The following is a 13,240-nucleotide window of genomic DNA, read 5'->3' as shown; positions in this document are numbered from 1 at the left end:
GCCAAGGTGGTGGTGCTGGCCGCCGGCGCGCTGGCCACCCCGCTGCTGCTGCTCAACTCCCGCTCCGGGCAGTGGCCGCGCGGGCTGGCCAACGGCTCGGACTACGTGGGCCGCAACCTGATGCGCCACCTGTTGGATACGTTCGAGGTCTGGCCGCACTCCGGCCATAAGATCACGGCCGCGAACAAGGAGATCGGGCTCAACGACTTCTATTTGTGGGAGGGCCAGAAGCACGGCACCGTGCAGTCTTTCGGCGCGATACCGCCCATGCAGTGGCTGACCAACCGCCCCGACTGGCGGGGCAAGGCGCTGCGCCTGATGAGCCCGGCGGTACGCCAGGTCTACACGCGGTTCTTCACCGGCGGACTGCTGCTGGCCGCGATGACAGAAGACCTGCCCTATCTGGACAACCGCGTGCTGCCCTCCGACCGGCCCAGCCTGGACGGCCGCCAACGGCTGCGCATTCGGTACCGGCTCCATCCCAGCGAGATCGAACGCCGCGCAGCGTTTTTGCGCCAACTGAAAGCGGTGTTGCAGCCGTTTCGCCACCTGTCCGTGGGCAGCGGCGAAGCCAACGCGAACCTGGGTCACGTGTGCGGCACGTGCCGCTTCGGCACCGATCCGAAGACCAGCGTGCTCGACCCCCAAAACCGGGCCCACGAAGTCGCCAACCTCTACGTGGTGGACACCTCGTTCTTCCCGTCCAGCGCCGGTCTGAACCCCAGTTTGACCGTCGCCGCCAACGCCCTGCGGGTGGCCGAGCACCTCAACCAGGCACATTTTTCCGACTGACGCGGTCGATCCGTTCAGGCCGGCATCCGAATCGCAAGGCCGGCAGCGCGATACATCGCGTCGATGACGGTCATGTTCTCGATCGCTTCTTGCGGTGTCGTCTTCACCGGTTCACCGTGCAGCACGGCCGCGGCGAAAGCATCGAGCTGGCACGCATAGGTGGTGGGCTGCGCCGGGAAATTCTCCACCCGCTTTCCGGTGGACGTTCGGACTGAGAACCGCTGGAACGGTACCAGCGGATGGAGCCGCAGTTCGCCGCGGTCGCCGACCACCCTTACCGTGAGGCGCGGTAGATCGGTCGACCACATGGAGCAGTGGATCCGGCCGGTGTGCCCGCCGGCAAACCGCAATTCGGCCGTCATCACCCGATCGACCTCGGGGCCGCGCAGTTTCGCCTGCGCCGCAACGACTTCTGGAGTCGAACCGCCGAACCTGCGCACCATGTCGACCGCATAACATCCGAGGTCCATGAGCGCGCCGCCGCCCAGGGCGTAGTTGTAGCGGTTGTGCGAGGACTTCGGCATCCAGAAGCACCAGTGCCCCTCCACCCGCTTCAGCTTGCCCAACTCCCCCGAGGCAATGATCTCGTCGACCCGCAAAGCACAGGGATGGTAGCGGTAGTGAAAAGCCTCCGTCACAACCCGGCCCGACTTCGCGGCGAGTTCGGCGACCTCGCGGGCCTCGGCGGCGTTGGCAGTGAACGGCTTTTCGCACAGCACATGCTTACCCGCGTCCAGCGCAGCCCGAGTCCACCTGCCGTGCAAGGCGATCGGCAGCGGGTTGTAAACCGCGTCCAGGTCCGGATCGGCGATCAGCGCCTCGTAGCTGTCGTGCACCCGGGCGATGCGGTGTTTGGCGGCAAAGGCTTGAGCGCGCGACACGTCGCGTGCGGCCACCGCCGCCACCACGACCTCGGCGTTTTTCCGAGCCGGTTTGATCAGGGCCGTCGGTGCGATGCGGGCCGCCCCCAGAATGCCGATCCGCACCGGGGCGCCGCCTCCAGCCATGGCCGGGATGCTAGCACCTGACCCAGTGTTTTCGTGCCCTGGCGCGGTTGGGCATACTGTCGCAATGGTCGCTGCCGACATCTGGCGCCGCGTGAAGGCGGGGCGGCACGCGATCGGCGCATCACGCACACGAAGCGACCTGCCCCGCGTGTTGGTGATCTCCCACCGATGGGAGTTGGACGGCGGGGCTGAGTTCGGGTTTCGTGACATGGTCTTGGCGCTCCGGAAAAAGCGGCCAGACCTCGATCTGGTCGGCGTTTACCCCCGCAAGGGAAGCCTCGCGACGGAGTGCGCCGGATACGGTATCCGGACCGAGATCACCTGGGTGCCGTGGTGGGCTTACTACGAACAGTGGCGGGAAGGCCTCACCTCGCGACTCGCCCAGGCGCTTGTCGGCGCGCTTCTCGTCCCGCTTGTTGAGGCGATCGTCCTCGCGCTGCTCCTGCCGGGCATATTGCGGGCGGTGTTGCTACTTGTTCGAGAGCGGCCGACGATGGTGTTGACCAACACGATGGGCATTCCTTCGCACGCGCTCGCCGCCAAACTGCTCGGAATCCCGCACTACTGGATGGTCTGCGAGTTCGGGAAGCACGACCATCAGCTTCGGTTTTTCCTGGGCTACCGCAGGACCGTCCGTGCGATTGGCCGGCTCTCCAACACGGTGATCTGCAGTTCGCAAGCAGTCGAGAGATCGCTACTCGCGGTGGATCCGACGATGAAGACGTGTGTGCTCTATCCGGCCATCGACGCAGCACTCGCGACGCCGCCGCAGCGGCGTCCGGGCGAGCCGATGCGAGTGGTGCTGGTCGGTCGTTTTTCTCAATCCAAGGGACAACAACTTGCCGTCGAGGCTGTTGCCCTTGCCCGCAAGGCCGGTGTCGACATCGAGTTGGCAGTCGTCGGTGCCGGCGACCAAGAACCCGTTCGCGAGCTTGCTCGACGCCTGGGCGTCGCCGACCTGGTGAACATTCACGGGCCGACGGACGACGTCGAACGCTACTGGTCCGCCGCCCATGTCGGTCTCATGTGCAGCGAGTGCGAGGCGTTCGGCCGCGTTACCGTGGAGGCGATGAGAGCCGGACTGCCGGTGTGCGGAACGAACGCGGGTGGCACCCCGGAGATCATCGATTCAGGCGTCAACGGCCTGCTGAGCCCCGCCGGGGACGCGAACGCACTCGCGGCCAACTTGATGACGCTCGAGTCGGACGAGGAGCTGCGGCGCAGCCTGGCTGTTCGTGCGGTGGAAACCGCGCAGCGCTTCGAACGCCACCGTCACGACAATGAACTCGCCACCATCCTCGGCCTGTGTTGATGCGCATGCCCGAGATGGCTTCGCGCCAAAGATGGTCAATCTCACGCACCATGGGCGGATCGGCGTTGCCGGCGCCCGGGAACGGCCTTCACCTCAACGGCTCGGCTCCACCGATCGGCCGACGCGCCGCAGGCGGGCGAAACTTTCCAGGAGATCGGCAGCGGCTGCGGCGCTTTCGGCCGGTCTGGTCATCCGGGTGGCGATCTCGCGGGCACGAGTGAGGTAGTGCGGGGCCAGGATGGTGCGAAGTTCTGCGACCAGCGATTTACGGGTTACGGACGAAAAACGCCGGGCGGAGCCGACCTTGAGTCGTTTGAGCTGAGCTCCCCAAATAATCTGATCGGGCAGCGTCCAGAGGATCAACGTCGGGACTCCGGCACGCAGGCCTGCGGCCAGGGTGCCCGCGCCACCGTGGTGCACGACCGCGCGGCAGGCGGGAAAGGTCGTCGCGTAGTTGACCGTGCTCACCACCTTGACGTGCTCGAAGTCGTGGGCATTGCTGAAGTCGCTCGACCCGGCACAGACCAGCGCCCGCTCGCCGACCTCGGCGCAGGCCGCGCCGATCATGGCGAGCGCGTCGGCCGGGGATGCGATGGGGATGGTGCCAAAGCCGAAGAAGATCGGCGGTGTTCCCGCGGCGATCCACGACGCGACCTCCTCGTCGGCATCGGTCGGTGACTCCATCGTCAGGGTGCCGACGAAGGGCCGCTGACCGTCGTACTTCGCCCACTCGGCGGCCAGCCCGGGAAACCACAGCTGGTCGTAGGCCTGGATCTGCAGTGAACCGCGTTCGGTGATCCGGCGCGACGTGGGGCGCGTGGCCTTCGGTAGGCCCAGTTCCCGGCGCTGCGCATCCTCGGTCTTCTTCATCGCGCGCCAATTCATCCATTCGCCCATGGCCCACGCGCGGCGGATCAACGGCGCCGGCAGGAACGGCAGAAGCTGCCCGTTGGCCCGGATCGGGTAGTAATCCAGTGTGGCCAACGGAATGCCGTAATACTCGGCGACGTTGGCGGCGGGCTGCTCGAAGGTCAGCCCGGTGAACAGCAGGTCGGCCCCTTCGGCCAGCGACGCAAGCGTCGTGCCCATCTCGCGCCAGCATTGGTTTGAGATCTCCAGATTTTCGCGCTGCAGCCTGTTCAGCTCTTTGATATTCCACGGAGTGCGGAACCGACATGTCCAGTAGTTGCGCTGCGCGTCCAGCAGGGCCTGCGTGTCCAGCCCGTAGGCGACCGCCGCAAGGCCCGCCTCCTCAGTGAAGCCGACCAGATTGGGCGAAACGGCCATCCGCACGTCGTGCCCCCGGCGCTGCAGCTCCCGACCGACAACCACGGAGGGCTCGACATCACCGCGGCTTCCGTAGCATGCCAGTACAAGTTTCATCGCGGCCTCTGGCCTTTCAGTTGTCATGGGCACTTTCAGTCATCATGGGCGTAGGTTTCGTCCACGGCATCGCGATCATTATTACCGGTTCCCGGATTATCGGCGGGGCGTTGGGCCATTGGTTTGGCTGATCGACCATTCGTTGATCTGCTCCCGCTGCGGCGTTCGCCGCCAACGACCTGTCCGAAAGCGCGGGAGTCCGCGACGCGCCCGCACTCTGTCACTGCACCGTCACTGCACCCGGTCGGGCACGACATCGGGAGCCCGCCCCCGTGGCAGCAGGAGGCGTCGAGTACGCCAGCACGCTGGTCGTTGATTGCCTCAGCGAGGTGGGCGGGGTCTCTCTCACCCCGCCGACGTCCACTACGGACACGTCGCGATCCTTGGGATGGTCGGTGTGAGAACCCCCGTCATCCGAGGGCCTCCACCCTTGCCGAACCAACAATGAGTCGGCGTCTCCTGCACCCGTTCTCACGTGCGAAAAGCCGTAAATCATAGCTTAATTCTGTTGTTTCGGTTGCATATGCAGTACATCTTTAGCATACTGATGGCGATGCCGGAGCAACAGCCACAGCAGATTACGAGGACGAAGTGGACGCTGAATCCCGTGCTCGCCTGGCGTCGAACTCGCGGGCGATTTCGGGATCCACTCTTTGTGTTTCAGATGGGCAAGGTGGGGTCCACGACACACGAGGAAACGCTTGAGGCCCGTTACCGTTATTACCATCTGCACCTGCTTGAGAACTTCAATGCGACGTACGAACCCTACCGTGTGGGCCGACGCGCCAAGGGGGCTGAGTATTTCGACATCATCACTGCCACACGGGATCCGTTGGCCCGCAAGATTTCATGCTTTTTCCAAAACCTTGCGGTGAATCAGGAGAACCCCACCGCCGAGTATCCCTTTTGCTTCAAGTCAGTGGACGCCGCCCTGAACGCGGGCATGTACGAATTGGTCGACCGGTTTCACGCATGGGATGACGGCATACCGCAGGCAACGGAATGGTTTGACCGCCATTTCGAACCGGCCACCGGCATTCGGATATATGACCATGGGTTCGATCCGGAAAAGGGCTGGCAGATTTTCCGGGAAGGAAAGTGGCGGGTACTGGTGCTCCGGTTCGAAGACCTCCACAAGAATCACCTGGATGCACTGAACCAGTTCGTGGTCGAGCGCTATGGAGAGTCCTCCCGGATTGATCGCCTCCGGCCCGCCAACCTTTCTTCGCGGAAGTGGTACTTCGACTTGATGAATGAGTTCAAACAGAAAATAACATTTCCGGACGCCGATCTCGACGCGGCCTACTCCACTCCTTATGCACGCTATTTCTACACCGATGAAGAGTTGGCGAGCATGCGGTCAAAATGGGCGGGCGACATCCACTAGTCGCCACGCTCCCGCCACGCTCCCAGCTAGTAGGTGAAGAGTAGCGCAGTTCCGAATCGGCTTTGGGTCGCGGGGGCACGCCTCGTCTAATGCAGACCCGAAGATGGCAGAGGGCGTGAGATCGACGCGATGCTTTCTGACGGCTGCCTTAAACGCGGCAATTCCGGCACTGACACTTTTGCAGCGGGCCGTCGCTCTTCGTTTGCCGAGGTGGCCTTAACTTTTGAGGCAAGGCTGCGCGGCCCGGTGCGTCCGCCGGTGCGAACAGGTAATCCAGCTCGACGTCGCCGAAGCGACGGGCGCTCCATCGCTTGAAAACCGTTGTCTGCAAACGGATGCAGCACGCCTAACCCTTGTCGCGCGAAGCTGGCTGACGGGCAAGGGTTCCACGCGAACAAACAATGACCCGCCACCAGGAGGCCGGTGGGAGAGCCCTCTGGCCGGGTCCCAGCGATCTGCCGTCCAGAAGAATCGCCCAGTGTATGCTCAGGATGCGCCGCCCGACAGAATGGATCAGTTATGCGCCTCGTGATTAGCCGGAATCAGGTCTCCGATCCAGCCGAAGTTGAGGCCTACTATCGTCAACTACGGCCGGAAATGTTGCCGTTCGTGCCTGCGACCGCAAAACGCGTGCTGGAACTCGGCTGCGCAGAGGGGGCATTTGCTGCCACAGTCAAGGAACGTACAGGCGGAGAAGTTTGGGGCATCGAGTTCAACCCACAGGCAGCCGAACATGCACGTGCCGTCATCGATCGAGTCCTCGTCGGAGATGCCGACGAGCGGATCGCCGAACTACCCGACATCTACTTCGACGCGATCGTGTGCAATGACGTCCTGGAGCATCTTGTTGATCCGGGCTCGACACTTCGGCAGCTTCGGCGCAAACTCGCCCCCGGGGGTGTCGTCGTTGCCTCTATCCCAAACATCCGCTTTCTACCTGCGCTCAGCAAGGTGGTTTTCCGGAAGGACTTTCCGCAGGAAGACTATGGCATATTCGATCGCACGCACTTACGCTTCTTTACCCGTAAGAGTATAGAACGGCTGTTCAACACATCAGGTTTCACTATGCAGCGCATGAAGGGCATCACCGCATATTACAGCCCCCTTGCCTTGGTGCTCACCATCATAAGCTTCGGATATTTCAGTGATTGTTTCTATATGCAATACGCGTGCGTGGCGTCGCCATCAACTTGACATCCACTCGTCCTTAATTTAGGCACGAGAACCCTTAACTTCGGCCTGAGAAAATAATTTTCGCGCTTTAGAGAATCCGCTTTAGAGAATCCACTGTGCCACATGCGCCAGCGCGACGTCTTGGCTCTGGACAGTACCGGGTTTCTCGCAACACCTTCCTGGTGAGGACTGGTGAGGATGTCGTTAGCGGATAAAGCGTGCTGCGTATCGGTGTCTTCGTCATCGTGAGCCAGAGTCGCCGCAGGATCGTCCCGAGGGCCCGGGTTCGTCAGTTAGCGGAGACTCTTCAGGGGGACGAATTTTTCCAATAGATCGGCAGCTTTGGCAACGCTTTCAGTCGGTTTCGTCATCTGCGTGGAGAACTCGCGGGCTCGGGCGGTGTATTCAGGGGCAAGAATCCGGCGCAGGTCCGCGACCAGCGATTCCTTGGTGGCGGTTGAAAAACGACCAGCGGCGCCCAGCTTGAGTCGTGTGACCTGCGTTCCCCAAAAGGCTTGATCAAGCCACGTCCAGAGAATCAATGTGGGGAGTCCGGCGCGCAGGCTCGCGGCCGTCGTGCCCGCGCCGCCATGGTGCACGGCCGCACGACAGGCCGGAAAAATTGTCGCGTAATTCATCGCTCCCACGACCTTGACGTGCTCGAACTGCGGCACATTACTGAAATCAGACGCCGCGGCGCAAACCAGCGCCCGCTCGCCCAACTGCTCGCAGGCCGCGGCGATCATGGCGATCGTGTCGGCCGGAGACTCGACCGGCGTGCCACCGAACCCGAAGTAGATCGGCGGTGTCCCCGCGGCAATCCACGACGCGACCGCGTCATCGGTCTCCGTCGCCAACGCCAGCGTCAGCGCGCCGACAAAGGGCCGTTGCCCACCCCATTTCGCCCATTCGGTCGCCAGCCCCGGAAAGCACACCTCGTCGTAGGCCTGGATTTCCAGCGATCCGCGTTCGGCGATGCGACGCGGCGACGGAGTTGTCGCCTTCGCTAAGCCGAGTTCACGGCGCTGCGCGTTGTCGATCTTCTTAAACATGCCCCAGTAGTGCCGCCACTCGTTCAGCACCGTGGCGGAGCGTATCTGGCGGTTGGCCCGCCTCGGGGTGACATGCACCGTGGCCAACGGAATCCCGTAATACTCCGCGATGTTGAGCGCGGACTCCTCGAGAAGCTGATAGGTGACCAGCAGGTCGGCCCCCTCCACCAGGGGCGTCAGCGTCGCGCTCGTCTGCCTCCAGGTCTGCTCAAGAAGCATCTCAGCCTCGCGCGATAGCCTGATAAGACGCGGGATGTTCAACAGGATGCGGAAATCGGTTGCGGGCAACAGGTTACGCTGCGTGTCGTTATAGAACTTGAAATCCGGCCCGAAACCGACCGCCGCCAGCCCGGCCGCCTCGGCGAAGCCAACCAGGTCGGGGGTGACGGCTATGCGGACGTCGTGGCCCCTGCGCAGCAGCTCACGGCCGATGGCAACGCAGGGCTCGACATCGCCGCGAGTGCCGTAACATGCCAGCACAACTTTCATTCCGCAACAGCCTTTCAGTTCTCGTGTGTGCCTTGGATGACGGTGCTTGGCAGACGTGTCAGTGCGGGGATTCGGCTGCCGCGCGGTAACCGCGGACGGCCAGCGGTCCGATCACTGCGCCCAGGCCCAGAGCCCACACCACAGTCAGGAAAAGCGGCCACAACGCGGGATCACCTTGAGCGAGTGCCCGCATGGACTCAATCGTCGGCCACACCGGCTGCAGGTGCATTTGTAGCCGCACCGCCGAGGGCAGATTTTCCGCGGGAATAAGACCAGAGCTGGAGAACACCGAACCGATGGCCGGCACCGCCAGCCAGGAGAGCACGGCACCGGTCTGGGACCGGACCGCGATCGCTATCACTGCCATCGCGAAAACGACAACGATCAGCACGGGCACCAAGATGAACGGAATCACGGCGAGCCAGCCGCCTTTGAACCGAAGGCCGAGTCCAACACCGACCGCCGTGATCAATACGGTGCTCACCAGTGTGCGGACAACCTCGGCGAGCAGCCGACCGGTCAGCGCGCTGGCCCGCTTGACAGGCAACACCCACAATCGGCCGATCAGACCGGTGTCGCGCTCGAAGGGAACGGTGCGTCCGGCCACAACCGCCCCGAACATCGCACCGGCTACGGCGCACATCGGCACCAAGCCGTAGATACTGTCCGTGCCGGTGATCCGCAGGATCGATTTACCGACCAGCAGTTTGTACGTAATCAGCAGAAAGGTGGGGAACACCAGACTCTGGATCAGCACCGCCGGCTGGCGCCGCCACTCGGTGAGGTGTCGGCCGGCAAACACCAGACTTTCGGCGACCAGTGAACTCCGCAACGGCGCGTTGACGGTCATTGCGTCCGCCTCTGTACCCGCACCGCGATCACACCGAACACCATCAGCAACCCGAGGCACCAGGCCAAACTGGCCGCCAAATTGCTGACCACCACGTGGCCGGCGGAGAACCCGCGCAGGGTTTGCGTCACCTGCGAAATAGGCTGGTTGCGCACGAAGGGATGCAGCCAGTCGGGGAACGAGTCGACCGGCGCCATCCCGGTGGACAGCATGACCAGCAGCATTTGGGGAACCAGAAGCAGCTGAGACAGCCCTCCACTGCTCGCGGTCTTGCTCCGCGACACTTCGGCAAGGACCCCTGCTGCGTCGGCCGCCAGCGATAGCGCCAGCGTCAACGTGAGGGTAAGAACGGCAAAAGCTGCCGCGTAGCCGAACCCGCCGAACATCCGGAAGCCGAACACGTACCCGGCCGCGATCGCGGCGAGCAGACCGAGAGTGCCCCGGAAGAGGCAGTACAACATGCGGGCAATCATCGGCGTCACCGTGGAAATGGGAAGTGTGCGAAGCCGGTCCCCGAAGTCGTCGCGCACGTCGCGGGCAGCCCGGTCAACGGTAGTCAACGCACCGAGGAATATCACCTGGACGATGACAACCGGCAGCACATACTGCGGGTAGCTCATTCCGCCGGTGTCGATCACATTGTTCAGCATGAAGTTGAAGACGAGGAAGCTAACGGGGGGCGATAGCACCGCGAACGGCAAATCGTCACGCATTGCGACGCGCATCACGCGCTCGGTCAAAGCAGCCAGCGCGGTCACGTCGTGGTGACCTCCCCGGTCAGGTGCAAGAACGCCTCGTCCAGGGACGGCTTACGCAGCGCTATGTCGGCGAGCTCAACACCAAGCCGGTCCACCCGGCGAAACACCTCACCAAGCGTCGCGACACCATCGGGCGAGCGCACCGAGACGGTGTTCGCCTCGTAATCGGCTTCGGCGCCGTCGAGATCGGCGACCGCGGCGAAAACCGTCGCGAGATCGGCCGGATTCACCGGGCTCACGCTGCAGTAGCCCAATCCCACGCGGCGCTTGAGGTCTTCGGCGGTCCCGTTGGCGACAATGCGACCGTTGTTCAGAACGACGATCGAATCGCTGAGCAAATCGGCTTCTTCGAGATACTGCGTCGTGAGCAGGATGGTGACGCCCTGGGTCGACAACGACGACACCAGGTCCCACACGTCGCGGCGACTACGCGGGTCCAGCCCGGTGGTCGGCTCGTCGAGGAAAAGCACCTTCGGCAGAACCACCAGCCCGGCGGCGATATCGATGCGGCGCCGCATGCCACCCGAATAGTTTCGTACCGGCCGGTCGGCGGCGTGCGACATATCGAACTGCTGGATCAAGGCGTCGGCCCGCAGCCGCGCATGTTTGCGCCGCAATCCCCGCAACCTGCCGAACAACACCAGGTTCTCCCGGCCGGTGAGCTCGAGGTCGAGCGCGGCGAGCTGGCCAATGCTCCCGAGACTTGCCCGTACCCGTGCCGGCTCTCGGACGACGTCGTACCCGGCCACGACGGCATGGCCGGCGGTGGGCTGCAGCAACGTTGACAAGATCTTGATCGCGGTCGTCTTACCGGCGCCGTTATGACCGAGCAGAGCACAAATCGACCCCGTCGGGACGAAAAAGCTGACGTCCTGCAGGGCGTGGATTGCCCCGTCGAACGTCTTGGCCACGCCATCCAGCTCGATCACGATCACAGACGATACTCGTCGGTATACGCGTGTTGAGTAGAAACCGGTTCCTTCGGTTTCGCGGTGGCCTCCTCGGCTCCCGTGCCCTTCGCCGCTGCCTGCGTAGTCACCCCGGTGCTGCTTGTCAATTCCCGTTCCGGGCAGTGGCCGCGCGGACTTGCCGACGGATCAGATCCGTTGGGGCGCAACCTGATACTCCACCTCCTCGACTGAATCGAGAGTTGGCAACAATCCGGGTTGATGATCACCGCCAAAGCCAACGCGAGAGGCCCCCTTGGCGTCAGTGGGCCTGACGACGCCCGATCTACACGCGGTTCTTTGACAACTGACTCCGTCACTGCGCGAGATCGCGGAAAGCCTTGGGGCGCACCGCAGCAATCCATACGTATCTGGCGGCCCCCGGCAGTGCCGGCACGGGTGGGGCGGGTCAAAACAAGGGGTAGGGCGGTAACGGAGGTAGTGGAGGTAGTGGCGGAGGCGGCGGAGGAAGAGGCGGAAATATTGTATACCACCACGGCAGCGGCGGCGGCGGTATCGGCGTACCAGCGACGCCTGCGACACCCGGCGCGCCCGGACCATCGCCGGCCAGCCCACCCGGGCCGCCATAACCGCCCGGACCCGCCTGACCACCGGTACCAGCGGCCCCACCTTTACCGCCATCGCCTCCGTAGCCGCCGTTGCCGTTGGTGCCGCCGGCGCCGGCATAGCCGCCACAGCCACCAGCACCGCCGGTGCCACCGCTGAAACCGTTGTGGCCGGAAGCACCCGCCGCGCCGGCCGCGCCGCTGCCGCCGTTTCCGCCGTTACCGGCGACGCCCCCAAGACCCGCAGCACCGGGGTGAGCCAGGAAGTTGAAGAACAGAGATTGGCCGCTGGCCCCGCCGACGGAGTAGCCGCCGTTACCGCCGTGCCCGCCGGCACCGGTCATCGAGAAGATCGCCCTGTTGAAGCCACCGCCCCCGCCGTTGCCGCCGTTGCCGCCGCTTTGGCCGGGCTGCGATGCGGACTCGCCGTACCCGCCGTTCCCGCCGATCCCGCCGTTGCCGCCGCCGAGCCATCCATTGGCCCCGCCGGCCCCGCCGTTGCCGCCGTTCCCGCCTGGAGTTGTGGCATTCCCACCGGCTCCGCCGTTACCGCCGTGGCCCCACAGGCCCGCCGAGCCGCCGGCCCCGCCGTTGCCGCCGTTGGGGCCATCCGCGCCGGCCCCGCCGTTGCCGCCGTTGCCGATGATCCACCCGCCGTTCCCGCCGGCCTGGCCCGCGCCCCCAGGGGTCGTGGCCGACGCCCCGGTGGCGCCGTTGCCGACCAGCGGTCGCCCGGTAAGCGTCTGGACTTCGCCGTTGAACGTGTTCCACGCGCCCTGCAACCCTCCCACGCCGGACGCGCTGGCCGCCTCCGTGGAGGAATACTGTGCGCGGGCAGCATCCAAAGCGTTGACGAATTGCTGGTGAAACAGCGCCGCCTGCGCGTTCAGCGCCTGGAACTGCTGAGCACAAGCGCCGAATAATCGTGAGACCGCCTGCGAGACCTCGTCCTCGGCCTGGGGCACCAGCAACGTCGTCGCAGGCGCCGCGGCCGCATTGGCGGCCATGATCGAATCCCGGAGCCCGGCCAAATCCGACGAAGCGGCGGCCATCAGGTCCGGCGTTGCGATCACATAGGCAGACATCCACTGGCTCCGACTAACGGCGAGACCGGTCTGAACGTAAAGCTCGTAGACGCCGCTAGTGTAGTACACAGCTCTCCGTGTTATCGAGGTCGAATTGATCGCTTTTACTCGTGCCAGTACTTATCCGCCGAAGTACGGTGGGCAAACTGAGAGTCGGTCTGTATGGCCGGATAGCACCGGCCGGGCCGTACCGCCGCTCTTTGCGAGGCGGCCGGGATCACCGACGTGCGGCAGGCCGATCGCCGGGACGGTGACTACAGCGCGTTTGTGCGTGGCACCGGATGCTACGATCCCGATTCGCCCGGACCGGGCAAAGGATCGGGGCGTCATCCCAGCTGAGGAGCTCGATTGGCCGACGGCAGACTAGGCGCGCGCGAGGCCGAACGCCTGGTGTGGGACGTGATCGTGGTGGGCACCGGCATGGGCGGCGGGATGCTGG

The 13,240-nt window shown here is 64.2% G+C and carries 11 protein-coding genes; 4 read left to right on the top strand and 7 right to left on the bottom strand.

Annotation, left to right across the window (positions count from 1 at the left end):
• On the top strand, window positions 1-792 hold a 792-nt coding region (locus FPZ47_RS23175; RefSeq protein WP_144955969.1), incomplete at its 5' end, for a GMC oxidoreductase.
• 14 nt (window positions 793-806) lie between these two features.
• Here FPZ47_RS23175 and FPZ47_RS23170 read toward each other — a convergent pair.
• Entirely contained in the window at window positions 807-1,799 is a 993-nt protein-coding gene (locus tag FPZ47_RS23170) for a Gfo/Idh/MocA family protein (RefSeq protein ID WP_144955972.1), read from the bottom strand.
• Window positions 1,800-1,863: 64 nt separating this feature from the next.
• Between FPZ47_RS23170 and FPZ47_RS23165 the strand changes: the two genes are divergently transcribed.
• The gene (locus tag FPZ47_RS23165) at window positions 1,864-3,111 is read left to right on the top strand and encodes a glycosyltransferase family 4 protein (RefSeq protein WP_168209544.1); all 1,248 of its coding nucleotides are present in this window, start codon (window positions 1,864-1,866) and stop codon (window positions 3,109-3,111) included.
• A gap of 93 nt (window positions 3,112-3,204) precedes the next feature.
• On the opposite strand, the gene FPZ47_RS23160 is transcribed toward FPZ47_RS23165, so the two are convergent.
• Entirely contained in the window at window positions 3,205-4,494 is a 1,290-nt protein-coding gene (locus FPZ47_RS23160) for a glycosyltransferase (protein ID WP_144955978.1), read from the bottom strand.
• Between the two features lie 553 nt (window positions 4,495-5,047).
• On the opposite strand from FPZ47_RS23160, the gene FPZ47_RS23155 reads away from it, so the two are divergent.
• Both FPZ47_RS23155 and FPZ47_RS23150 read left to right on the top strand, forming a co-directional pair.
• The gene (locus tag FPZ47_RS23155; RefSeq protein ID WP_168209543.1) at window positions 5,048-5,881 is read left to right on the top strand and encodes a putative capsular polysaccharide synthesis family protein; all 834 of its coding nucleotides are present in this window, start codon (window positions 5,048-5,050) and stop codon (window positions 5,879-5,881) included.
• 519 nt (window positions 5,882-6,400) lie between these two features.
• Window positions 6,401-7,075, top strand: coding sequence for a class I SAM-dependent methyltransferase (locus tag FPZ47_RS23150; protein ID WP_144955984.1), 675 nt, complete (start codon window positions 6,401-6,403; stop codon window positions 7,073-7,075).
• Between the two features lie 272 nt (window positions 7,076-7,347).
• Here the strand turns inward: FPZ47_RS23150 and FPZ47_RS23145 are convergent, their stop codons facing one another.
• The 5 genes from FPZ47_RS23145 to FPZ47_RS30290 form a co-directional block, all read right to left on the bottom strand.
• Window positions 7,348-8,595 carry a glycosyltransferase gene (locus FPZ47_RS23145; RefSeq protein WP_144955988.1) on the bottom strand — a complete coding sequence of 416 codons (1,248 nt, stop codon included), beginning with the start codon at window positions 8,593-8,595 and terminating at the stop codon, window positions 7,348-7,350.
• 58 nt (window positions 8,596-8,653) lie between these two features.
• Entirely contained in the window at window positions 8,654-9,445 is a 792-nt protein-coding gene (locus FPZ47_RS29840) for an ABC transporter permease (protein WP_246133569.1), read from the bottom strand.
• Window positions 9,442-10,203, bottom strand: coding sequence for an ABC transporter permease (locus FPZ47_RS29835; protein ID WP_246133570.1), 762 nt, complete (start codon window positions 10,201-10,203; stop codon window positions 9,442-9,444). The genes FPZ47_RS29840 and FPZ47_RS29835 overlap by 4 nt, the downstream gene beginning before the upstream one ends.
• A complete protein-coding gene (locus FPZ47_RS23135; protein WP_144955991.1) occupies window positions 10,200-11,132 on the bottom strand; it encodes an ATP-binding cassette domain-containing protein in 933 nt (310 codons plus the stop codon). The genes FPZ47_RS29835 and FPZ47_RS23135 overlap by 4 nt, the downstream gene beginning before the upstream one ends.
• 427 nt (window positions 11,133-11,559) lie before the next feature.
• Window positions 11,560-12,801: a PE family protein gene (locus FPZ47_RS30290; protein WP_168209542.1), complete on the bottom strand. Its 1,242-nt coding sequence runs from the start codon at window positions 12,799-12,801 to the stop codon at window positions 11,560-11,562.
• Window positions 12,802-13,240 lie beyond the last annotated feature (439 nt).

The organism is Mycobacterium helveticum (assembly GCF_007714205.1).
Taxonomy (GTDB): domain Bacteria; phylum Actinomycetota; class Actinomycetes; order Mycobacteriales; family Mycobacteriaceae; genus Mycobacterium; species Mycobacterium helveticum.
Note: the sequence above shows the minus strand (reverse complement) of the source record. Positions and strands in the feature narration are given on the sequence as shown.